19 protein-coding genes are annotated in these 22,008 nt (G+C 72.0%); 10 read left to right on the top strand and 9 right to left on the bottom strand.

Annotated features, from left to right (window positions below; all coding sequences use genetic code 11):
* Positions 1-190: 190 nt before the first annotated feature.
* The 4 genes from EXE50_RS15295 to EXE50_RS17530 form a co-directional block, all read right to left on the bottom strand.
* Positions 191-5,806, bottom strand: a complete 5,616-nt coding sequence (locus EXE50_RS15295) for a PGF-pre-PGF domain-containing protein (protein ID WP_137705475.1) — start codon at positions 5,804-5,806, stop codon at positions 191-193.
* Between the two features lie 180 nt (positions 5,807-5,986).
* Positions 5,987-6,565, bottom strand: coding sequence for a hypothetical protein (locus EXE50_RS15290; RefSeq protein ID WP_137705474.1), 579 nt, complete (start codon positions 6,563-6,565; stop codon positions 5,987-5,989).
* 167 nt (positions 6,566-6,732) lie between these two features.
* Positions 6,733-7,026, bottom strand: a complete 294-nt coding sequence (locus EXE50_RS15285; protein WP_137705473.1) for a zinc-ribbon domain-containing protein — start codon at positions 7,024-7,026, stop codon at positions 6,733-6,735.
* 87 nt (positions 7,027-7,113) lie between these two features.
* Positions 7,114-7,284, bottom strand: a complete 171-nt coding sequence (locus EXE50_RS17530) for a hypothetical protein (protein WP_199241373.1) — start codon at positions 7,282-7,284, stop codon at positions 7,114-7,116.
* Positions 7,285-7,343: 59 nt separating this feature from the next.
* On the opposite strand from EXE50_RS17530, the gene EXE50_RS15280 reads away from it, so the two are divergent.
* Entirely contained in the window at positions 7,344-8,063 is a 720-nt protein-coding gene (locus EXE50_RS15280) for an HAD family hydrolase (protein ID WP_053770218.1), read from the top strand.
* Positions 8,060-9,055: a phosphotransferase family protein gene (locus EXE50_RS15275; protein WP_137705472.1), complete on the top strand. Its 996-nt coding sequence runs from the start codon at positions 8,060-8,062 to the stop codon at positions 9,053-9,055. Before EXE50_RS15280 ends, EXE50_RS15275 begins: the two co-directional genes overlap by 4 nt.
* Before the next feature lie 32 nt (positions 9,056-9,087).
* On the opposite strand, the gene EXE50_RS15270 is transcribed toward EXE50_RS15275, so the two are convergent.
* Positions 9,088-9,678 carry a hypothetical protein gene (locus EXE50_RS15270; RefSeq protein ID WP_121601022.1) on the bottom strand — a complete coding sequence of 197 codons (591 nt, stop codon included), beginning with the start codon at positions 9,676-9,678 and terminating at the stop codon, positions 9,088-9,090.
* A 185-nt stretch (positions 9,679-9,863) separates the two neighbouring features.
* Here EXE50_RS15270 and EXE50_RS15265 point away from each other — a divergent pair, with 185 nt between their 5' ends.
* Positions 9,864-10,058 (top strand): cold-shock protein, encoded by a 195-nt coding sequence (locus EXE50_RS15265; RefSeq protein WP_004599158.1) that lies wholly within the window; start codon positions 9,864-9,866, stop codon positions 10,056-10,058.
* A gap of 183 nt (positions 10,059-10,241) precedes the next feature.
* On the opposite strand, the gene EXE50_RS15260 is transcribed toward EXE50_RS15265, so the two are convergent.
* Positions 10,242-10,556, bottom strand: coding sequence for a 2Fe-2S iron-sulfur cluster-binding protein (locus EXE50_RS15260; RefSeq protein ID WP_053770221.1), 315 nt, complete (start codon positions 10,554-10,556; stop codon positions 10,242-10,244).
* 160 nt (positions 10,557-10,716) lie between these two features.
* On the opposite strand from EXE50_RS15260, the gene EXE50_RS15255 reads away from it, so the two are divergent.
* The 4 genes from EXE50_RS15255 to EXE50_RS15240 all read left to right on the top strand — a co-directional run bounded on the left by EXE50_RS15255 (position 10,717) and on the right by EXE50_RS15240 (position 13,964).
* A complete protein-coding gene (locus EXE50_RS15255) occupies positions 10,717-11,784 on the top strand; it encodes a hypothetical protein (RefSeq protein ID WP_137705471.1) in 1,068 nt (355 codons plus the stop codon).
* A gap of 90 nt (positions 11,785-11,874) precedes the next feature.
* A complete protein-coding gene (locus tag EXE50_RS15250) occupies positions 11,875-12,258 on the top strand; it encodes a DUF5611 family protein (RefSeq protein ID WP_053770223.1) in 384 nt (127 codons plus the stop codon).
* A gap of 182 nt (positions 12,259-12,440) precedes the next feature.
* Positions 12,441-12,899: a universal stress protein gene (locus EXE50_RS15245; protein ID WP_053770224.1), complete on the top strand. Its 459-nt coding sequence runs from the start codon at positions 12,441-12,443 to the stop codon at positions 12,897-12,899.
* Positions 12,900-12,986: 87 nt separating this feature from the next.
* Entirely contained in the window at positions 12,987-13,964 is a 978-nt protein-coding gene (locus tag EXE50_RS15240) for an ROK family protein (RefSeq protein ID WP_053770225.1), read from the top strand.
* Positions 13,965-13,991: 27 nt separating this feature from the next.
* Here the strand turns inward: EXE50_RS15240 and EXE50_RS15235 are convergent, their stop codons facing one another.
* On the bottom strand, positions 13,992-15,002 hold the full coding sequence (locus EXE50_RS15235) for a PrsW family intramembrane metalloprotease (RefSeq protein ID WP_053770226.1): 1,011 nt from the start codon (positions 15,000-15,002) through the stop codon (positions 13,992-13,994).
* A gap of 165 nt (positions 15,003-15,167) precedes the next feature.
* On the opposite strand from EXE50_RS15235, the gene EXE50_RS15230 reads away from it, so the two are divergent.
* The 3 genes from EXE50_RS15230 to EXE50_RS15220 all read left to right on the top strand — a co-directional run bounded on the left by EXE50_RS15230 (position 15,168) and on the right by EXE50_RS15220 (position 21,114).
* On the top strand, positions 15,168-15,560 hold the full coding sequence (locus tag EXE50_RS15230) for a hypothetical protein (protein WP_053770227.1): 393 nt from the start codon (positions 15,168-15,170) through the stop codon (positions 15,558-15,560).
* A gap of 2 nt (positions 15,561-15,562) precedes the next feature.
* Complete coding sequence (locus EXE50_RS15225; RefSeq protein ID WP_053770228.1) at positions 15,563-17,047, top strand: DUF402 domain-containing protein; 1,485 nt, start codon at positions 15,563-15,565, stop codon at positions 17,045-17,047.
* A gap of 182 nt (positions 17,048-17,229) precedes the next feature.
* The gene (locus EXE50_RS15220; RefSeq protein WP_137705502.1) at positions 17,230-21,114 is read left to right on the top strand and encodes a glycoside hydrolase family 97 catalytic domain-containing protein; all 3,885 of its coding nucleotides are present in this window, start codon (positions 17,230-17,232) and stop codon (positions 21,112-21,114) included.
* Positions 21,115-21,150: 36 nt separating this feature from the next.
* Here EXE50_RS15220 and EXE50_RS15215 read toward each other — a convergent pair whose 3' ends face one another.
* Positions 21,151-21,486: a NifU family protein gene (locus EXE50_RS15215; RefSeq protein ID WP_053770229.1), complete on the bottom strand. Its 336-nt coding sequence runs from the start codon at positions 21,484-21,486 to the stop codon at positions 21,151-21,153.
* Between the two features lie 136 nt (positions 21,487-21,622).
* Entirely contained in the window at positions 21,623-21,961 is a 339-nt protein-coding gene (locus tag EXE50_RS15210) for a hypothetical protein (protein WP_121601027.1), read from the bottom strand.
* Between the last annotated feature and the right edge of the window lie 47 nt (positions 21,962-22,008).

Raw genomic sequence — 22,008 nt, 5'->3', positions numbered from 1 at the left:
CGGAGCGAACCGTCGAGAAAACGACGCCGGGACGATTTGAGCACGGAAGTCGCGCGCAGCGAGGCGAGCACGTCTTCCGGAGTTCAAATCGGGGAGGCGGCATGGCTTTTCGGCGCAATTCACATTCGTCAGTCGTGACTGAAAATCGGATCGACTCCGTCCCTGCAGGTGAAGACCGGTAAGCCCGGGGTCACGCCGACCGACGGCGGGCGAGCGCGGCGGCCCCGGCGAGCGCGGCGAGGGTCGCCGGCAGCCCGAAGCCCGGCACGCTCTCGTCCGACGAGCCGGTGGCGTTCGCGGGTGCGGAACCGTCGGCGGTGCTACCCTCCGAGGCGGACGCGTCGCCGGAGTCGGCCGTCGACTCCGCATCCGTCCCGTCGTCGGCGGCGCCCTCGCCGTCGTCCTCCGAACCGTCGTCTCCCGCCTCGCCGCTGGCCGCGTCGCCGGCGGAGACCGCGAGCGTGCCGGCAGTGGTGTTCCCGACGGTGAGCCGGTAGTCGCCGGGCTCGTCGAAGGCGACCGTGACGCCGGTCGTCACCGTCGACCCGGGGGGCACCGAGACGCTCCGGGTGGCGACGACCTCGTCGCCCGCGACGACGGAGAACGCGCCGTCGACGCGCCAGCCGGCGTCGTTCACGAGCGTCGCGGAGACGGTCACCGGTTCGCCGACCGCAGCGGTCGAGGACTCGGCGGTCGCGCCCGCGATCCGGAGGGCGTCGGCGCTCGCCGTGCCGACGGCGAACGTCGAGAAGCCCGGGGTCTCCGCCCGCAGGAGGTACGAGCCGTCATCGCGGGCCGCGACCGCGGTTTCGAGCCGGCGCCACGCGCCGTCGTGGTAGCGGTAGACGGCCGCCGTCTGCGGGTCGACGGCCGCGTCGGCGAAGCGGTCTGCGTCGACGCGGACGCGGACGGTCGCGCCGGCCACCGCGTCGTCAGGCATCGAGTGTTCGACGGTGAGGTACCCGACCGCGCGGCCGTCGAAGGCGGGCGCGTCGGGGGCGGCCGTCGGCGACGACGAGACGGACAGCGAGTAGTCGGTCGGCCGGTCGACCGAGACCGAGAGGTCAGCGACGGCGACGGGGCCGTCCGTGGCGTTCCGGAGGTCGATCCCGACCGGAGCGCCGACGCCGGCGTCCTCGACGGTCACCGCGGCCGCCGTCGGTCCGGTCGGCGCGACGGAGACCGTCGGCTCGCGGTCGCCGCCGGCCCCGCGGTCGCCCCCGCTCGCCGCGCCGCCGGCCGTCCCGCTCGGGCCGCCTCCGCCCCCGGCTACCGGCCGCGCGCTCGCGGCCACCGCGACCGAGGCGGACTGGCCGTCGGCGCCGTTCGCCCCGGCGCCGGCCGCAGCCTCGAACAGCGTCGCGGTGTAGTCGCCGGCCGCGTCGACGGCGACCGTCGCCGTGTACGTCCCGTTCGCCTCGGTAAACGCCTCGCGGGTGAGCGTCGTCGCGTCCGGGCCGGAGACGGCGACGCCGACGTCGGCGAGCGGGGTGTCGCTCCGGAAGGAGACGCGGAGCCGCCGGTCCGCGGGGCTCGTCGCCGAGAAGTCGGAGACGGCCGGGCCGGCGGGCGCCGCGTCGGTCGGACCGACGGTGACGCTGTTGGTCTGGCCGCTCGCGCCGTCGTCGCCGTCGGCGTCCGCCGCGGTTCGGAGGACGGCGGTGTAGGTGCCGTTCGAGGAGCCCTCGTAGGTCGCCGTGTAGGTGTTCCCGTTGGTGGCGAACGCCGCCTCGGTCAGCGTCGCCGACTCCGCGCCGGAGATGTCGACGGTGACGTTCGCCAGCGGTTCGTCGCTGCCGAACGCGACGGTGACGTTCTGGCCGCTCGGGTTCGAGGCCGCAAACCCGGAGATGATCGGGGTCGCCGTCGTGACGTTCACCGTTCCCGAGCGGTCTGGCGCGTCGTTGCCGAAGGCGTCGACGGCGCCGGTCACCGTCGCGGTGTACTCGCCGTCGGTGTTGCCGGTGTAGCCGACGACGTACGACCCGTCGACGACGGTCGGGTTGTCCGTGCTGACGCTCGCGGTCTCCGGCCCGGAGAACTCCACGGCGACCGTGTCGATCGGCTCGTCGGCGTCGAAGTGGACTCGGACCTGTCGGCCCGAGGGGTTCGTCACCGAGAGGTTCGACAGCGTCGGCGGGGTCGTGTCGACCTCGACCGCCGCGGTCTGTCCGTCCGCACCGTCGTTTCCGAGCCCGTCGTCCGCGGTGACGAGCGTCGCGTTGTAGACGCCGTCGGCGCCCTCGTCGTACGTCGCGGTGTAGGTGTACGGTCCTGACCCGGTCTCCGAGAGCGAAGAGAGGGTCTCCGTCGTGGAGGGCGTCTCCAGCTCGACGGCGGTCGCCGACAGCCGCTCGCTGGCGTCGAAGCTCACGTTCACCGTCTGGCCGCTCGGGTTCGACGCCGAGAAGTCGGAGATCGTCGGCGTCACGGTGTCGACCTCGACGGAGTCCGACTCGCCGCCGGCGCCGTCGTTACCGGCGGCGTCCGCGGCGGTGTTGAGGGTCGCGTCGTAGGTGCCCTCGGTGCCGTCGTTGAACGTCGCCTCGTACGTGTACGGGCCGGTGCCGGTCTCGGTGAAGTTCGACAGCGAGAGGGCCCTCGTGGAGGCACCCGAGACGTCGACCGACAGCGCGCCGAGCGCCTCGTCGGTCTCGACGGCCACCGTGACGGCCTGCCCGCTCGGGTTCGACACCGAGAACGACTCGACGGTCGGCGGAGTCGAGTCCACTTCGAAGGCCCCGTCACTCACGTCCGACCCTGTGTTGCTGCTGTTGTCGCTCGCACTCACTCGAACGAGCGCGTCGGTCGTGTCGTCGTCGGGAACCGTCCAGTCGTAGGCGCCGTCGTTCGCGCGGCCGGACGCCACCGGCTGCCACGACCCCCCGCCGTCGGACGAGTACTCCACGACCACGTCGTCCGTGACAGTGACGTTGTCCGTCGCGGCCCACTCGACCGTCACCGTCTCGCCGCCGCGGTAGAGGCCGCCGCCGTTCGGCGCGTCGACGGTCACGTCCGGGACCGCCTCGTCGACGAGGACGGACGCGGTCTGCCCGGCGGCGCCGTCGGTCACGCCGTCGTCGGCGGTGTCGAGCGTGAAGTCATACGTCCCGTCGGTGCGTCCCTCGTAGGTCGCGTCGTAGTCGAAGCCGTCGCCGTTCGGCGTGACAGAGAAGTCCGCGAGCGAGAGGGTCGCCGTCTCGGCGCCGGAGACGGAGACGGACACGGCGTCGAGCTCGTCGGAGGAGGAGAACGAGACGCTGACGTTGCGCTCGGAGGTGCCGGTGTCGCTCGCGGAGAAGCCCGAGACGACCGGCGGGGTGTCGAGCGCGAACGAGAAGGCGGTCTGGTCGGCGTTGCCGGCGGCGTCGGCGGCGTCGACGGTCACGTCGATGCTGCCGTTCGGGAGCGTCGGCACGCCCGATCCGGCGGGGTCGACGGTCAGCGTTGCCCCGTCGAAGGCGACGCCGTCGGTGTTCGTGCCGGCCCCGGCGAGGATCGTGTCGGTGTCGTTCGACAGCGTGACTTCGATCGTCGACGCGTCGACGCCCGCGGTCGCGTCGGCGACGTCCACGGAGACGACCGACCGGTCGTCGGTCACCGTCTCGTCGGCGGGCGCGGCGTTCGAGAACTGCGGCGGCGTCGTGTCGACGGTGAAGGAGAACGCGGTCTGGTCGCCGTTGCCGGCGTCGTCGGCCGCCGAGACGGTCACGTCGACGGCGCCGTCGACGAGCGAGACGCCCGCCTCGGTCGTGTTCACCGTGAGGGTCGCGCCGTCGACGGAGATCCCGGTCGTCGCGTTCGTTGCGGCGTCGAACTCGGCGCCGTCGCCGCCGTCGGCGTCCGCGACCGTCACCGCGACGCTGGAAGCGTTCACCCCACGGGTGGCGTCGGTCACCTCGATGGAGATCTCCGGCCGGTCGGTCGTGACGGTCGCGCCCGCCGGCGACGCCGCCGAGAACGTCGGCGGGGTCGTGTCCACGGTCGCGGTGTCGCTGTCCCCGGCGGCGCCGTCGTTTCCGGCGGCGTCCGCGGCCGCATCGAGCGTCGCGGTGTAGTCGCCGTCCGCGCCGTCGTACGTCGCCGTGTACGCGTAGGGCGCGCTCCCGTCAGCCGTCGTCGGGGTAAGCGTCGTCGACCCGGTCGGCGTGTCGAGCGACACCGACGTCGACGCCAGCGACTCGTCGGACTCGAAGGACACCTCGACGGTGCCGGTGCCGTCGTGTGTGGCCGTGAAGCCGGTGACATTCGGCGTCCGGGTGTCGACACCGACCGACCCGGAGGTATCCGGATCCGGCGTCTGGGGGTTCCCGACGGGGTCCTCGACGCCGGAGACCTCGACGGTCACGGTCGCTTCCTCGTCGTTGTCGGTCACCGCGACGGTGCCCGTCCAGGTTTGCGCATCGGCGAAGCTTCCCGAGACTACGGTGTCGCCCTGCGCGAGTCCGGTCAGGGCCACCGCCGGCGCGACGCTCGTGTCGACGTCCTCGTCGAACGTGATGGTGACCGACTGGGTCGTCCCGGCGTCGGAGTCGTTCACGGTGCCGTCACCGACCGACACCGACGCCACGCCCGGCCGGACCGTGTCCTTCGTCACGGTCACGGGCTGGACGAACCCCTCGGCGTTCTCGAAGCCGCCGTCGAGCGCGCGCGAGGTCACCGTGAGTGGCCCGTCCGCGAGCGACGAGGCGTCGATCCCCGAGACGGTGACCGAGTCGCTGCCGCCCGTCGGGACCCTCTTGCTCACCGTCGTCGCGCCGTCGTCGACGCGGACCTCGACCTCGTCGGCGTTCGAGCCGCTCACGAGGTCGACGGTCGCCGCGTAGGTCGTGGCGTTGCTCGCCGTGACGTTCCCGGCGACGGTGTCGACGGGCGCGATCGGCCCGCGGGTGTCAACCTGAAAGGTGTTCGAGTCGTCGGGGTCCGGCGACTGGACGTTCCCCGCGAGGTCGGTCGCGTTCGTCACCCGGATCGTGGCGGTGGCCGCCTCGTTGTCGTCGACGATGGTGACGGTCCCCGTCCACGTTCGGGCGTCGTCGAAGCTCCCCGTCACGTCGTAGGTCCGGTTCAGGTTCGACCCGAGGACCGTCACGTTCGGCGCGGCGCCCTGGTCGACGTCCTCGTCGAAGTCGACGGTCACCGTCTGTGCGACGCCGGCGTCCTCGGTGCCGATCGTCGCGTTCGTGATCGTCGCGTCCGCGACGCCCGGGAGGTCGGTGTCCTTCGTCGGCGACGCGAGGCCCGCGCCCGTCGCGTCGTTGCCGCCGTCGTCGGTCAGCGTCGCGTCGACGGTCACCGCGCCGTCGGCGAGCGACGAGACGTCCAGTCCGGTGAACGCGATAGTGTCGGGGTCCGCGTCGCCGTCGTCCTCGCTGGCGACGGCCTTGCTCTCGGTGACCATCCCGCCGTTCGACAGCGACACCGCGACCGTCCCGGCCTCGTGATCGTCGGGCAGGTCGACGGTGAGGTCGTAGCCCCCCGCGTTGCTCGCGTTGATCACGCCGGCCGTCGCGTCGACCGGCGCGCTCGGGTCGAGGGTGTCGGCGAGCGCGAGGTCGGCGGTCGGCGCGTCGTTCCCCGCGCCGTCCGCGATCGCGCCGGCGGCCGCCGCGACCGTGTCGTTGCCGAGATCCGTGGCGGTCACATTCGCGTCGAGCGTCAGCGTGGCCGTATCGGCTCCTACCGTGTGAGACACCACGTCCACGCCGGTCGCCCCGCCAGATTCCACGTTCCCGTAGGTGAAGTTCGACGCCGAGAGCGCGCCGCCGTCGCTGGCGTTCACGCTCTCGTTGAACGACACGTTCACGGTGTCGCTCCCGACTTCGGCTTCGACGCCGGCGATCCCCGGCGGGACCGTGTCGACGGAGGCGGAGTCGTCGAGTTCGGCGCTCGTCTGGTTGGTCCCGGCGTCGTTGCCGACGGCGTCGACCGCGGACGTGACCTCGACGGTGTACTCGCCGTCCGAGCTCCCGTCGTACGTCAGATGTTACGTGTACGTGCCGCTGGCGTTGGTCTCGGTGAAGTCGCCGAGTCCGAACGTCGCGGTTTCGGCACCGGTGAGTTCGACGGTCGTCGCGTTCAACCGCTCGTTCGTGGTGAACGAGACGTTGAGGTCCTGTCCGGAGGGGTTCGTGAGGGTGACGTCGGAGACGTACGGTGTGACCCCATCGATCATGACTTGATCCTCGTTTGCGTACGTATCGGAGGATAAGTTCTGCCCGGGTGAGAGCGAGTCAGTTTCAACTGAAAAAAGCGTGTAAGTCCCGTTTAGTCCGGAGGTTTCAGCACCAGGAAACGTCCCAGTTTGACTACGATCGTCGAGACTCGGAATAGAAATATTCCTCTCACCAAGGTCGAACTCTTCATCATCGTCTTCGTCGATTACGACGAATATTTTATTTCCGTCATCAGAAGTATTGTTGTCGTCATAAACATCGAATGCTAGGTCCTCTCCGGGCTGTATCGAATCCTCAGCACCTTCAAGCGTATATATACTACCGACGGCCACGCCCGCGAACACTGTTACTGACACCAGTACGACCGCAACGAGCGAGACCGCGAGCACGGTCCGTGCCCGCTGTGAAGGTATCATGGAGTGTGATTCGGCGCGTGCGCCGCAGTCGGCCGGCCGTGGTCCGTTCCTCGGAACGAACGCCGATCAGGTAATAAACAGTTCGCCCCTGATTCCGAGAGTTGATAACTTTGAGAACGGTCAGTCGGGAATCGTCAACGTCACGGGTCAGGCCCGAGCGGCGCCGCGCACTCGCGACAGAACGTGAACTCGGCGTCGTTGTCCGCGCCGCACTGGGGGCAGGTCGAGGGCGTCTCCGCGACGCCGTCCGAATCGGGCGGCTCGCGGTCGTACACCGGGTCCTTCGTGTAGCGTTCGAGCTCGCCCTCCCGGCGCTTCCGGCTGCGCTCGCGGCCTTCGCGGAAGACGCCGACGAGAGCGCGGAGGCCGACCGCGAGCGCGGCGAGCAGCAGCGCGCCGGCGGCGACGAGGTAGACCGTCCCGATGTCGAGCATGGGGTGGCTACGAACCGGAGACGTAGGTATTGTGGGGTGTCACCATGAGACGTGACGAGTATCGACCCGGGGGGCTTCGGCCGAGGCTCACTCGTCGCCGACGAGGACGGTCGCGAGCCGGTCCCCGCAGTGCGGGCAGTTCAGCGTCTGCCACGTCTCGGGGTCGAGGTCGCCGAACGGTTCGGAGCGGCGGGCGTCCGCGACGGCGACGCGCGCGCCGCACGTCTCGCAGTCGTAGGTGTCCTCGGGGTCGACCATCGTCGGGGGTACGGGCCGGTCGCCGAAACCGACTTCGCCGCGCGGCGCCACCTCCTCCCATGAGCCGGTTCGCGGCGGTCGCGTTCGACCTCGACGACACGCTGTGCCGCCACGACCACGACGTGGACGCCCTCTACCGACGGGCGTTCGAGCGGGCGGGCGTCGAGCCGTTCGGGGAGCCGTCAGAGCTGTGGCCCCTCCTCGACGGGCCGCCGGACCCCGACGACCGGGTCGGGTACCTCGGCGCGGGGTTCGCGCGGCTGGCGGCCCAGCACGGCCGGGACGTGGACCCCGTCGCGCTCGCGGCGGCGTTCGAGGCGGTCGCGGACGAGTCGCGGGTGGCGTACCTGCCGGGCGCCGCCGACGCGCTGGCGGCCGCGGCGGACGCGGGCCCCGTGGGCGTGCTCACGAACGGTCCCGAGGCGCGCCAGCGGGCGAAGGTGGAGGCGCTCGGGTTGGCCGACCGCGTCGACGCGATCGTGTACGCCGGGGACCTCCCGCGCCGGAAGCCCCACGCGGAACCGTTCGAGCGGCTGGCGGCGACGCTGTCGGTCGAGCGGCGAGAGATGCTGTACGTCGGGAACTCGCTGGCGTACGACGTCGCCGGCGCGCACAACGCCGGCCTCCGGTCCGCGTGGCTCCGGCGGGACCCCGACGACGCGGCGGCCCCGTACCGCCCGGACTACGTCGTCGACTCGCTGGACGAGGTGGCCGCGCTGCTGACGGCGGACGGCGGGACGGGAGGCGAGGCGGCGACCCGGACGGAGGAGAACGGGTGAGCGACGCCGTCCGCGAGCGGGCCCTCACGGCCACGCGCCCGAGGGCGACGCCCGTGAGCGTCGAGTCGTTGGAGCGGGGGAACCGCAAGCGGACGGAGGTGGTGCGGTTCGCGGCCGAGCAGCCGGTCGTCGTCCAGTGCTCGGAGGCGCCGGGGGCGACGAGGACCGAGGCGGCGCTGCTGGCGGCGATCGACGCGCGGACCGACGTGCCCGTCCCCCGACCGCTCGGCGACGGCGTCGTCGACGGCACCGGGTGGCTGGTCACGCCGCTGATCGAGGGGCGCGACCTCCACGGGGCGTTCGTCGACCTCGACCCGACCGACCGGCGCGGGGTCGCGCGCTCCTTCGGTCGGTTCCTCGCGACGCTCCACGAGGCGTTCCGGTTCTCCGGGTGCGGGGGGCTGACGGCCGACGAGTCCCCGGCCGACGAAGCGACGGGAGCGGAGTCGGCCCCCGAGCACGGCCCGTCGCTGTCCGTCGGCGACCCCGCCGACGCCGCGGAGTGGGTGCGGCGGTTCGGCGAGCGGCACGCGGCGCGGCTGCCGGCCGACTTCGACGACCTCCGGGAGCGGGTCCGCGACGCGCTCCGGGGGCCGATCGGGGCCGACGGCGACCCGCGCCTCTTCCCGTGGGACTTCCGCCCCGGGAACGCCCTCGTCGCGGACGGCGCAGTGACGGCCGTCCTGGACTGGGAGGCGCCGCTCGCGGCCCCGCCCGGAGTGTCGGTCGCCAAGGCGGAACACCTCGTCGTCGACTGGTACGTGCCCGCGGGCGAGACCGGACCGCTCCGCCGGGCCTTCCGCGAGGGGTACGAGTCGGTCGCCCCGCTGCCGGCGGTCGAGCGCGCGCACCGCGCGGCCGCCGTCGCGAGCGCGGTCGTCGACGGCGGGGGCGCGGTGACGAACCCGCGGTACCCGCCGGTCGACCGCGACGCGGCCGTCGAGTTCCACCGCACGGCGCTCCGCCGGGCGCTCGACGGGCCAAGCGGCTGAGCAGGGACGAGTGCGGGCGGCGCGGCGGCCGGTCAGTACAGCGCCGTCGCCGTCAGGATGCCGGCGGTCTGCCCGAGGCCGACGAGCGCGATTCCGGCGACGACGCCGGTCTGGGAGCCCGCGAGCGCGGCGACGGCGGCGCCCGCGACCGAACAGGCGGCGGCGACGCCGTGGACCGCCGACCGCCGGCCGTCGGGGTCGCGCAGGGCCGTGTAGCCGAACGCGGGCGCCGGCAGCAGCATCCAGCCGTAGAAGGCGACGGCGAGGAGCGCGTCGGCCGGCACCGCGGCCGCGAGCACCGGCGCGGCGCCGTCGCGCGCGAGGAACCCGGCGACGCCGGCGACCGTGACCGGCGTGCCGGCGAGGATCACCAGCTTCCACGCGCGGAGGACCCCCGTCGCCATGTCGCGCCACGAGGCGGCGACGAAGGCGACGAGCAGGACGCTCATGACGACGTGCGCGACGAACAGCGCGTGCGCGGAGACGAGGCCGACGACCGCTCCCGCGGCGACTCCCCACGCCGCCGGGACCAGCAGGGCGGGGCCGTTCTCGCGGAGGAGCAGGCCGGGGCCGTCCGCTCGGTGCGCGTGAGACACACGCGCCGTTTTCGCGGCCGGACGCATAAACGTCCGCGTCGGAGGGCCCGTCGGAGAACTCGACGGATCGACCGGCGTCGGAGCGAGAATCCGTCGTTCGGTCAAGATTCGCCCCGGAAAGCGGGGTTTTTCGAGAACGAACGTTCAGCGAGCGTCGTGGTAACTGTACACTCGCAATTCTTATCCCGGGTCGGGGCCTCTCTACAGTCGCAATGGCGACCGGAAAGGTTGATTTCTTCAACGACACTGGCGGCTACGGATTTATTGAGACTGACGACGCGGACGACGACGTGTTCTTCCACATGGAAGACGTCGGCGGCCCGGACCTCGAAGAGGGCCAGGAGCTCGAGTTCGACATCGAGTCCTCCGAGAAGGGCCCCCGCGCGACCAACGTCGTTCGGCAGTAAGCCGATCCGAAAGGTGGGTCGGTCCGGCTGGCGCCGAACGCGACTCTGACACACGGTACCAAACGTTTTCGTCCGCGTCGCGGGCTCACGTCCGCTGCGGCCGTATTTCAGCCTCGACCAGCGCGCCGCTCGTCGCGCGCCGTCGAGCCTCGAAGAGAGTCCGCGAGAGCGGCGCGTCCGCGCTCAGATGTGCTGTCCGAAGAGCCCGCGGCCCTTCGTGACGGTCACGTCGCCCTCGACTTTCGTCTGACAGGCGAGGCGGACGTCGTGGTTCGGGTGGTGCGGCGGGAGCCAGAGGCGGGCGCGCTCCTTCTTGCTCGGCTCGCTGACCTCTCCCTCGACCTGGACCGCACAGGAGCCGCACGACCCGGCGCCGCGGCAGTTGAGCTGTTCCATCTTGCCGTTGTAGACGGAGAGACCGGCCTCTTTGAGCACGTCGCGTAGGTTGGCGCCCTCCTCGCACTCGATTTCCTCGCCCTTGTAGGATACAGTAGGCATGTCGAGCGAGGGTACGCGAGCGATCCACAAAGAGTCTGTGTCCGCGGGGCGCGAGGCCGGACCCGGACGGGACGCCGGCGTCGGGCGGCGATACCGGTCGTGTGCCGAGCGTCGGACGCCGACGGGGCGTTTTTTACCCTCGGCACCGCAGGGTGGCACAATGGGACTCAGGTGTCTGCTCGGACACGACTTCGGCGAACCCGAACTCCGGCGCGAGCGCGAGGAGGAGGGCGACGAGGTCGTCACGACCGTCAAGGAGGTGAAGACCTGCGCTCGCTGCGGCGAGACGCAGATCGTCAGCGAAAACACCGAGGTGACGACGATGGAGCAACTGGCGGACGAGGCCGCCGCGGACGCGGACGCCGGGAGCGACGCGGGCGCGACCGCGACGCCGGGGGGCGGTCCCGCGCCGGACGTCGGCGACGGGGCGGCGCCGGGGACCGTCGACGGGGACGGCGCCGCGGCCGGCGCCGAGGGACTGACGCTCGACGAGGAGCCCGGCGCCGGGAGCGACGACGCCGTGATCCTCGACGACGGCGCGGCGGGCGACGACGAGGCCGAGCCGCCGCGGGGCGACGACGGCCCGGCCGACCCGAGCGCAGCGGGTGCGTCGGACGCCGCGGCGGAGTCGGACCCGGCGGACGAGGACGCGGAGCTGTTGGACGCCGGCGGGGAGTCGGCGGCCGCGTCGTCGCCCGCGGCCGACGCCGAGCCGGAGGACCGGCCGACCGACGAGGCGGACGCCGAGACCGACGACGGCGTGATCCTCGACGAGGGGACGGCGGACGCCGACGACGACAGGGAGCGGGGCGCGTGGCCGTCCGTCGACGAGGCGGACGCCGAGGCGGGCGGGTCGACCGCCTGGCCCGACCACGGCGGCGAGGACGAGGGGTTCAGCGCGGAGGTCGGCGAGGGCGGCGACGCCGAGGTGGAGTTCGGCGACGGGCTCACCCCGGAGGCCGCGGATCGGCCGGAAGACGGGGAGCAGACGGAGTACGTCGAGGCGCCGGACGACGGCGAGGCGGTCTCGTTCGACGCCGGCGACCCGGGAGAGACCGGCATCACCCGCGGCGAGAGCCCCGACCTGGAGACGATGGGGGACGACGAGCCGACGGAGTACTACTGCCCCGAGTGCGGGATGGTCCGGGCCGCCGGCGGGAGCTCGATGCGCGCGGGCGACATCTGCCCGGAGTGCAAGCGCGGGTACGTCGACGAGCGGCCGCGGTAGTCGGGCGGTAAAAGGCGTCGCGTTGCCGGCCGAACCCGCCGAGCGGCCGTGACGAAACTGGTTTACGCCGGCCTGTCGAACGGTCGCGGCATGAAGGAGTACAAGATGCGACGCGGCGAGCATCTGGACGACCGCATGCCGGACCTGAAGGGCTCCATCGAGGAGTACTTCGGCGAGGTCACGGGCACCGAGGAGTGGGAGGGCCACGAACTGTACGTCGTCTCGGACCCCGACAACCCGGTGTTCGACCGGATCGTCGCGGGCGCCGCCGAGTACGGGAGCAAGAAGGACAAGCTGGCGGTCCACTTCGAGGAGCGGCCCGCCGAGGACGTCATCGCCGAGGGCAACGCCGACGCCGCCGCCGACGCCGTCGACGCGAAAAACGAGTTCCTCCTGGAGGCGACCGGCCGCGACGCGAAGTCCCGCCGCGACTCGCTGAAGCGCGAAGTCGAGGACGACGCCCCCGATTACTGACCGGACCCCGCCGCCGTTTCTCGTCGACGCCCCGTTCCAGGAGCCGTCAGCTTCGCGTTCGATCGGCCGTTAGTCGCGACGCCGCGCGCCGGCGGGAGTGTCAGGATCGATCGGGCGAATGTTTATTCAGATTCGAGTTAAAACTCCACCAATCTTAACTCGGTCGGGGACGAAAGGCCTGTATGAGCATCGAGACGGTCGTGCTGGCGGTCGGGAGCGCAGACGAGAAACGGACCGAGCGGCTCGCGAACGAGCTCATCGCGCTCGCGGGGCCGGCGGACGCCGAGGTCGTGTTGACCCACGTGTTCGACGAGGAGGAGTTCGACGAGACGCGCGCGCGGCTCGGCTTCGACGCGGACGCGGAGAACGCGACGCCCGACGCGGTCGCGGGGCGACACAGGACCACCCGGGAGCTCTCGAACCTCCTCTCGGCGGCCGGCGTGCGACACTCGATCCGCGGCGCGGTCGGCGACCTCGCGACCGAGGTCGTCGAGACCGCAGAGGGGGTCGAGGCCGACCGCGTCGTCGTCGGCGGGCGGCAGCGCTCGCCGACCGGGAAGGCCGTCTTCGGCAGCGCGGCCCAGGAGGTCATGCTCTCTGCGCCGTGTCCGGTGACGTTCGTCCGCGAGACCGCCTCGTAACGCGGTTTCGCGCCGCCGCGCTTCTTTACCCCCGCTCGACCGCCCGAAGCGTCCCGCTTAAGTGAGACGGGGTCGCGCTTACACCCGATGTACTACGTGGGCGTCGATCTCGGGGCGACGAACGTCCGAGCGGTCGTCGGCGACGAGACCGCGGCCGTCCTCGGCGCCGCGTCGCGAGGCACCCCGCGAGGACCGAACGGCATCGCCGTCACCGAGGCCGTCTTGGAGGTGGTCCGGGGAGCCTGTACCGACGCGGGGATCGCGCCGAACGAGGCGGTCGCGGCCGGGATCGGATCGATCGGCCCGCTCGACCTGGCGGAGGGGGTCGTCCAGGGCCCCGCGAACCTCCCGGACACCGTCGAGCGCATCCCGCTCGTCGGCCCGGTCGGGCGGCTGCTCGACACCGACGAGGTGTACCTCCACAACGACACCATCGCGGGCGTCATCGGCGAGCGGTTCCACTCCGAGCGCAACCCCGACGACATGGTGTACCTCACCATCTCTTCGGGGATCGGCGCCGGGGTGGCCGTCGACGGCAACGTGCTCTCCGGATGGGACGGCAACGCCGGCGAGGTCGGCCACATGACCGTCGACCCGCACGGGTTCATGACCTGCGGCTGCGGGCTCGACGGCCACTGGGAGGGGTACTGCTCGGGGAACAACATCCCGAACTACGCCCGCGAGCTGCACGAGGAGGACCCGATCGAGACGAGCCTCCCCATCGAGGACCCCGACTTCTCCGCGGTCGACGTGTTCGAGGCCGCGGGCGAGGACACCTTCGCCGACCACGTGATCGACCAGGTCGCCCACTGGAACGCCATGGGGATCGCCAACGTCATCCACGCGTACGCCCCGCTCGTCGTGAGCGTCGGCGGCGCGGTCGCGCTCAACAACCCCGACCGCGTCCTCGACCCCATCCGCGAGAAGCTCCCGGAGATGGTGTTCATCAACGTCCCGGAGGTGCGGCTCACGGACCTCGGCGACGACGTCGTGGTGAAGGGAGCGCTCGCGAGCGCGCTGACGGACGGCACCGGCGACCGCTCGCGGGTCGAGGCGCGGCCCTGACGGCGGCGAGGGGTCCCGGTCCGCTGACTACTGCTCGAACTCGTCGAGCTCCGGCGCCACGTCCTCGCCCACCGCGTCGCGCGTGTCGAGGTACGCGTCGCGGTACCGCCGGATCTTCCGGAGGAGGACGTACCCGAACGTGCCCTGGAACACGAGGACGAAGCCGAACAGCGCGACGACCTGCGGGAGGCCGAGCAGGCCGGAGGCGACGCCGGTGACCGGACCGACGAGCGTGTTGTACAGCGCGTGGATCGCCGCCGCGAGGACGAGCCCCTTGACGATGATGGGGCCGCGGTTCTCCGGGTTGAACTTCGCGAGCCCGAGGTAGTAGCCGGCGAACGCCGAGTAGACGACGTGGCCCGGGCCCGCGAGCGCCCGGAGGGCGGCGATGCCGTCGCCCGCGCCGAGCGTCGCGATGCCCACCGACAGCTCCCCCATGTCGACGTTCTGGGCGATGTAGACGAAGTTCTCGATGACGACGAAGCCGAGGCCCGCGAGGGCGCCGTAGACGGCCCCGTCGATGACGGCGTCGAAGCGGTCGTCGGTGTACGCGTACAGCCGCACCGCGAGCAGCTTGACCGTCTCCTCTATCGGGCCGACGACGACGAAGAAGAACACGACGAGCCCGAGGAAGCCGAACGGCCGGAAGTACGGCTGGAGCACGCTGTTCAGTATCGCCGCGAAGGTGGCGGTGAGGATGGAGAGCAGGAACGTCGCGACGAGCAGCGACAGCGGCTCGGCGGTCGTCACGTCGGACCGGTACACGTACGCGGCCAGGCCGAGGGCGGGAACGGCGGAGAGCCCGAGGAGGATGGCGATGGCCGGATCGAAGATGAGCCCCAGCCCGAACGAGCCGAGGATCGCCAACAGACCGACGAAGGCGACGAAGACGACCCCCGCCTTCGCCGACCGCGTCAGCAGCCAGTACAGGGCGACCGACAGCCCGTCGAGGGAGGTCCGCTCCTCCCACGTCGCGACGTCGTAGAGGTCGCGGTCGTCGTCGGCCCGGGACGCGATCGGGTCCTGCTCGGATGGCATGCGAGCGGATTACCCCCGCGGTGACTTAACCGTCGGTGTCGGCGGAAGACTCGCGGGGAGCCGAAGGCGGCGCCGGCCCGGACCGCGCGGCGGCGGTGGATCGGAACCGGGGGCGCGGGGCGACGCGGCCGACAGGATTGAAACGGCGGCGCCCGAATGCGGGGTATGCACTTCGATCCTCGGGTCCAGCGCGCCCTCCGGGAGGCCGGGCTGGACGCGGACGCGGTCGCGGACGCCTCGGACCGCGTCGCCGAACTCGTCGCGCGGGACGCCGACCGCCTCCGGTCGTTCTTCGGCGCGGAGGGCCCCTACCACTCGGACATGGAGATGGCCCACAGCGCGGACGCGATCCAGGAGCACCCGACCGCCGAGGTCGACCTGTTCACTCACGGGAGCGACCTCCGCGGCTACCTCTCGCTCGACGGCTGGGGCGTCCCGGTCGAGGGCGGGCGGATCCTCCGGGAGGACGACGGCGGCGAGCCGGTCGTCGTCGAGCTCTCGCTCGGCGACACGGTGAACGACCGGGTGCGGTTCGCGCGCGAGCGCGGAGAGCTGTGACGATGGCACGGGCCCGCGTGCGCGGCATCTACGCGACGGCGCTCACCGCGCGCCTGCTCGACGCCGGTCACGAGGTGGTCGACGCCTCGCCGCCGATCCGCCGGCGGTTCGACGCCCCGTTCGGGACCGACCCGCCGGACGTCCGGGTCGAGACGAGCGACGACCGGCAGGGCGTCGGCGCGCACGGCGACCCGGACGCGCTCGATGCGGTCCGCGACCTCTTGGTCGACGCCGGCCGCGACGCGCTCGCGTGGGCGGACCCGACGCCGCCCGGCGCGGTCCTCGACGGCGAGGTGACGGAAACGCTCGGCGGCGGCGCCGTCGTCGACCTCCGGGTCGGCGGCGAGGGCGGGGAGGCCGCCAGCGCGCCCGCTACCGCCGCCGAGGGGTACCTCCCGTACGGCGCGGTCGACGCCCGGGTGGAGACGGGGGACGCGGTCCGCGTCCAGGTGCGCGAGTCCGCGGCGCCGTGGACCGACCGGCGCCCGGAGCTCGCCGGGGAGCTGCGGGTCGGCGGCGACCTCGTCGCGCTCGAACCGGGCTCCGGGACGCGGGTCGACGTCCGGGACGACGAGGCCGCCCGCGAGCTGTCGGGGATGCTCGACCTGCTCGACCTCGACCCGCCGGACGGGTGGCGCGCGGTGTGGCGACCCCCCGCGGTCGACGCCGACACCGAGGCGCTGAGCGCGGGCCTCGACGCGGCGGTCGACGCCGCCGAGGATCTGCGCGACGCGGCCGCGTCGGCAGACGGGACGGGGTCCGGGGTCGGCGTCCTCGACGACCGGGGGCGGCTCCGCGACGCGCCGGTCGCCGCGCCGGACGCCGGCGTCTGGGTCTGGTTCGGCCGCGAGAGTCGGTTCGGGCTCGACGACGCGCGCCGGGGCGCGACCGCGACGATGCCGGGCCACCACCGCGTGAAGGCGGGCTCGGCGGACGCCTCGGCCGGCGTCGACCTCGCGGAGGCGCTCTGTGACCCCGACCCCGACGCCGAGTTCCCGTTCGCGGTCGTGAGCGACGCGTTCGGGCCCCGGGAGGGCGACGCGCTCCGGATCGACCACGGCAAGCCCGACGGGCGGCTGATCACCCTCGGCGAGGCGACCGTCACGGGGGTCGACCCCGACGGGACCGTCACCGTCGAGCGGGAGATGAGCGGCGGCGGCACCTACGACGGGCTCGGGGTCGACCGCGTGGCCGGCGACGTCGCCGAGACGAGCCTGAAGGAGGGGCGCTGGTGGTACCCGACGACGTATCGCGGCCGCGACGGGAGCGTCCGCGGGACGTACGTCAACGTCTGTACGCCCGTCGAGGTGTTCCCCGACGCGGCCCGCTACGTCGACCTCCACGTCGACGTGGTGAAGCGGCCGGACGGGACGGTCGAGCGCGTCGACGACGACGAACTCGACGAGTCGGTCGCCGCGGGGCGCACGCCGGAGCCGCTGGCCGAGAAGGCGCGGCGCGTCGCGTCGGCGCTGGAGAACGCGCTGTAGCGACCGATCCGCGGACGGCACGGCGATCGACGGGGGCGTCGACTCGGTCGTTTCGAAATCCAATCACTTCGATTGGTTACAATAGCATTATTATTCATCGTATACACGGTGTTGACGGAATGCGTGAGAAACGATCACAGCAAACGTCGAGCGGGACGACGCGCCGCGGCTTCCTCGGGAGCGTGGGGGCGCTTGTGGCGGCGGCCGCCTACTCGCGGGACGTGTCGGCCGACGACGCCGCGCCGGTGGCCAACGACGCCGACGACCCGGTTCAGACGATCGAATCGCCGGACGGGTCGATCGCGGTGACGGTCGACGTCTCGGACGGCGTCCCGACCTACGAGGTCGCGCGGAACGGAACGACCTACGTCGGCCCGTCGCGGCTCGGGTTCGACTTCCGGAACCAGTCGGCGTTCGGCGCGAGCGCCGAGGGGGCGGACGGGGCGGTCGCGGTCACCGGGACGATCCGGGCGGTCTCGACCGAGGAGTGGGAGCCGGTGTGGGGCGCCTACGACGAGGTCGAGGCCGAGTACAACGCCCTCAGCGTCGGGCTCGCGGACGCGGCCGCCGACGGCTCCCCCGCCGAGGACGGCCGCACCGCCACCCTCCAGGTCCGCGTGTTCGACGACGGGATCGGGTTCCGGACGGTGCTGCGCGAGGAGTTCGCGAGCAACTCGGAGAAGGCGGTGATCGACGCGGAGAACACCGGAGTCGACTTCGCGGACGACTACGACGCCTGGTGGATCGCGAACGCGGTGACGAACCCCCGGTTCGAGCAGGAGTACGTCGAGACGCCGCTGTCTGAGATCCCGGGCGGGGTCGAGAACCGGCGACCGAACGGCACGCCGATGCGAGAGGGCGCGCACACCCCGCTCACGGTGGACGCGGGCGACGCGTACCTCAGCGTCCACGAGGCGAACCTCGACGACTACGCGGCCGCGACGCTCGCGCCCCGGAGCGACGGCGGCGGGACGGCGTTCGCGACCGAGCTCACCCCGCTGCCCAACGGGTCGCGGGCCTCGCTCGATCTCCCGGCGGCGACGCCGTGGCGGACGATCCAAGTCGTCGACCGGCCGGGCGAGCTGATCGAGTCGCAGCTCGTCCCGCTGCTCGCGGACTCGCTCGACGAGTCGGCGCTGCCGACCGCGGGGAACGGCCCCGACACCGACTGGATCGAGCCCCGCAAGTACGTCGGCATCTGGTGGACGATGATCGCGGGGCAGGCGAACTGGGAGTACAAGACGGACGACGAGGTCGCGAACGACGGCGGGAACCCGGCCGCGTACGTCCACGGCGCGCGCACCGAGCGGATGAAGCGGTACATGCGCTTCGCCAGCGAGAACGGCATCGACAGCGTGCTCGTCGAGGGGTGGAACCAGGGCTGGGACACCTACCCCGGCGACGGCACCGGGTTCGGCTTCGGCGTCGACGACTCCTATCCCGACTTCGACGTGCCGGAGGTGACCGGCTACGGCGCGGACCTCCCCGACCTGGTCGAGATGACGATTCACAACGAGACGGCGGGGAACATTCCGCAGTACGAGGCCGCGATCCTCGACGAGGACGTGTTCGCGGGCTACGAGGCCGAGGGGATCAACTCGATCAAGAACGGGTACGTCTCCGACCCCGGGCTCGGCATCGACGGGGACGGCGCCGACCCGACCCACAACCAGCACAACCAGCTCGCGGTGAACCACCACCGGCTCGTGATCCGCGAGGCGGCCGCGAACCGCCAGCTGTTAGAGATCCACGAGGGGATCAAGCCGACCGGCGAGATCCGCACCTACCCGAACGTGGCGAACCGCGAGGTCGTGAAGGCCCAGGAGTACGACGGGTTCGGCCAGCTCGGCTCGAACGTCGGCCGCGACCACCACGTCACGCTCCCGTTCACGCGGAACCTCGCCGGCCCGGTGAGCTACCAGCCGGGCATCTTCGACATCACGTTCGGCGACGACCGCGGCGACCAGATCCAGACGACGCGGGCGAAGCAGCTCGCGATGTACCCGACGTACCTCAGCGGGCTCCAGATGGCCGCCGACCGGATCGAGGGGTACGTCGACGAGACGTTCGGGGTCGGGGAGGCGCTCCAGGCCGCCGCCGGCGACCTCGACGGCCTCGTCACCGACGACTCCTGGCGGGACGCGTTCGGCACCAACTTCGTCGCCGTCGACCCCAACCGCGCGCCCAGCGGGTCGTCGGTCTCGTTCGCGGTCGAGGACGTGCCGAGCGCCGGGACGTACGACCTCCACCTGCGCTACGCGAGCGACGCCGAGGAGAACGCGGGCCGCGTGATCGACGCCGGCACGCCGCGCGCGACGCTGCGCGTCAACGACGCGCGGGAGACCATCGAGCCCGACTTCACCGACTACTGGGACGACTGGCAGGTGTTCACGACCGAGGTCGAGCTCGACGCGGGCGACAACGAGGTCGCGATCGAGCTCGACTACGAGAGCGGCGACGACGGCTTCAGCGGCGACGTGGGCGGGTTCAACCTCAACGCCGTCGCCGTCACCGAGTCCGGCGAGCCGTCGCCGGTCCCGGCCGAGTACGAGGGGTACGTCCCCGAGAACGAGAACTTCGAGGCCGAGCCCGAGTTCGGCTTCATCGAGTCCGTCCCGGCCGCCGGCTGGGACGAGACGCGCGTCGTCGGCTCCGCGATCGGCGACTACCTCGCGATCGCCCGGCGGCGCGGCGACGAGTGGTACGTCGGCGCCATGACCGACGGCGACGGCCGCGCGGTCGACGTGCCGCTCGACTTCCTCGCGCCGGGGAACTCCGGCGACGCCCCCGGCAACGCCGGCGACGCGCCGGGGCGCGGCAAGGGGAAGGGCAAGCGCAACGGCAAGGGGAAAGGCAAGGGCCGCGGCAAGGAGAATGGCAAGCGAAACGGAAACGGCCGCGGGAAGGGCCGGAACGGCCCGAAGTACGTCGCGGAGATATACTCCGACGCGGTCGGGACCGGCGTCGATCGCGACCCGACCGAGGTCCGCATCGACGAGGCGGTCGTCACGCCCGACGCGACCCTGCTCGCGTCGCTCGCGCCGAGCGGCGGGACGGCGGTGAAACTGCGCCCGGCGCGGGGCCGCGAGGTCAAGCGGCTCCCCGAGTACGAGCGGCCGGAGCAGACGTTTTCGGTGTCGATCGCCGACGAGGCCGACCTCGGCGAATCGTTCGTCACCGCGACGGGGTCGAACGACGCCGCCTTCGTGGGCGGAACGACCGTCGAGGTCACCGTCGACGGGGATGTCGCCGCGCTCGACAACGTCCGACTGCCTCCGAATTCGACTGACGCGACGGTGGACCTCGGATTCAGCATATCTCGGATCGGGACGTTCGACGTCGCCGTCCGGGAGGCCGACGGCGGCACCGAGTTGGCGTCGGAGACCGTCACGGTCGCGCCCGGCGACCTCGTCGCCGAGTTCACCGACCCGCAGGGCGACGACGACGGCCCCGGCGAGTACGTCTACCCGACCGACGGCGCGTTCCAGGACGGCGCGTTCGACCTGCGCTCGTTCCGGGTCCTGGAGACCGACGAGGAGTACCGGTTCGCCTTCGAGGTGGAGAACCTGTACGACACGTTCGGCGGGACGTTCTCGCCGCATTACTTCGTCGTGTACCTGCGCGATCCGTCGGCCGAGGGCGGACGGACGACGGAGCTCGGGGGGCTCGGGATCACCGCCGAGTTCGCCGAGCCGTGGCAGTACCGGGTCGACGCGAGCGGCTTCAGCGCCGGGATCGTCGACGCGGAAGGGAACGGGCTCGGCTCGCCGACCACGTTCGCCAGCTTCGGCGCGAACGTGGCGATCGTCTCGATTCCGAAGGCGGCCCTCGGCGGAGTAGACATCTCCGACTGGGAAGTCCTCCCGGTCGTCGGCTCGGAGGACTTCGGTTCGTTCCGCGACGTCCAGGAGGACGCCGGCGGGTTCGTCTTCGGCGGCGCGAAGCAGGGCGCGGCGGGCAACGCGCCCCGCGTGATCGACATGATCACGCCGGAGGGCGTCTCGCAGTCCGACGCGCTCGCCTACGACGCCGACACGCTCGCGTCGCTGCCGTTCACGCCGCTGTAGGGGAGAAGAGAGAGGCGACGGGAGCGCCCGTCGCGTTCAGAAGTGGTTCGCGGACTCGGTCTCATGTTTGAGTTCGCCGCCGCGGCCGCCCTCGACGGTGGACGCGCCGTTGTCGCCGGAGGAGGCGGTCCGGACGGTCACGTCGTCGACCTCCTCGAAGTCCATGATGAGGTCGCGACGGATGTTGTCGGCGGTGATGTTCGAGATGCCGCACCCGGAGCAGGTGCCGCCGAGCTCGACGACGACCTCGCCGGTCTCGGGGTCCGCCTCGCGCACGACGCTCGTGCCGCCGTGCATCTGGATGATCGGCATCTGTCCGACCATCCACTGCTCTACCCGGTCCGCGAGGCTCTCGTCGCTCTCGTCGCTCATTATCCCTCGTACATCGCCGACGGTATGGAAAGTTGCGGTTTAGGAGCCGGCGGCCGCGCCGAAAGGAACTGTGTCATCGTCGATGAGACGGAACGGCGCCGAGAGGGACCGCGACGGGGCGCGTCCGCGTCGGCCGCTATCGCTCCGGGTCGTCGCCCGGGTCCGCCGACTCCCCGGACTGGCTGGGGAGTTGGGTGGGGTCGGCGGCGGCGTCGCCGTTCATCGAGTCGTCGCGTTCGAGCAGGTAGAGGAGCGGGCCGAGCACGGTCAACACGAGGACGCCGGGGAGCGGGGCGTCGGGCACGAGGACGAACGTGACGAGGCTCGCGCCGCCGGTGAGGACGACGAGCGCGGCCCAGGTCGCCGGCGAGCCGAGGTCGACGCCGACGCGGGCGGCGTCGCGGTAGACGGCCGCGGCGATCAGCGCGACGGCGACGGCCCCGCCGCCGCCGACGAGCGCCGTGGTGACGGTCATGCGATCGGTTGGAGCGAGACGCGAAAAAGGGTGTCGCGAGCGGACGC

This window comes from Halorubrum sp. ARQ200 (genome assembly GCF_005435115.1).
GTDB lineage: Archaea > Halobacteriota > Halobacteria > Halobacteriales > Haloferacaceae > Halorubrum > Halorubrum tropicale.
Note: the sequence above shows the minus strand (reverse complement) of the source record. Positions and strands in the feature narration are given on the sequence as shown.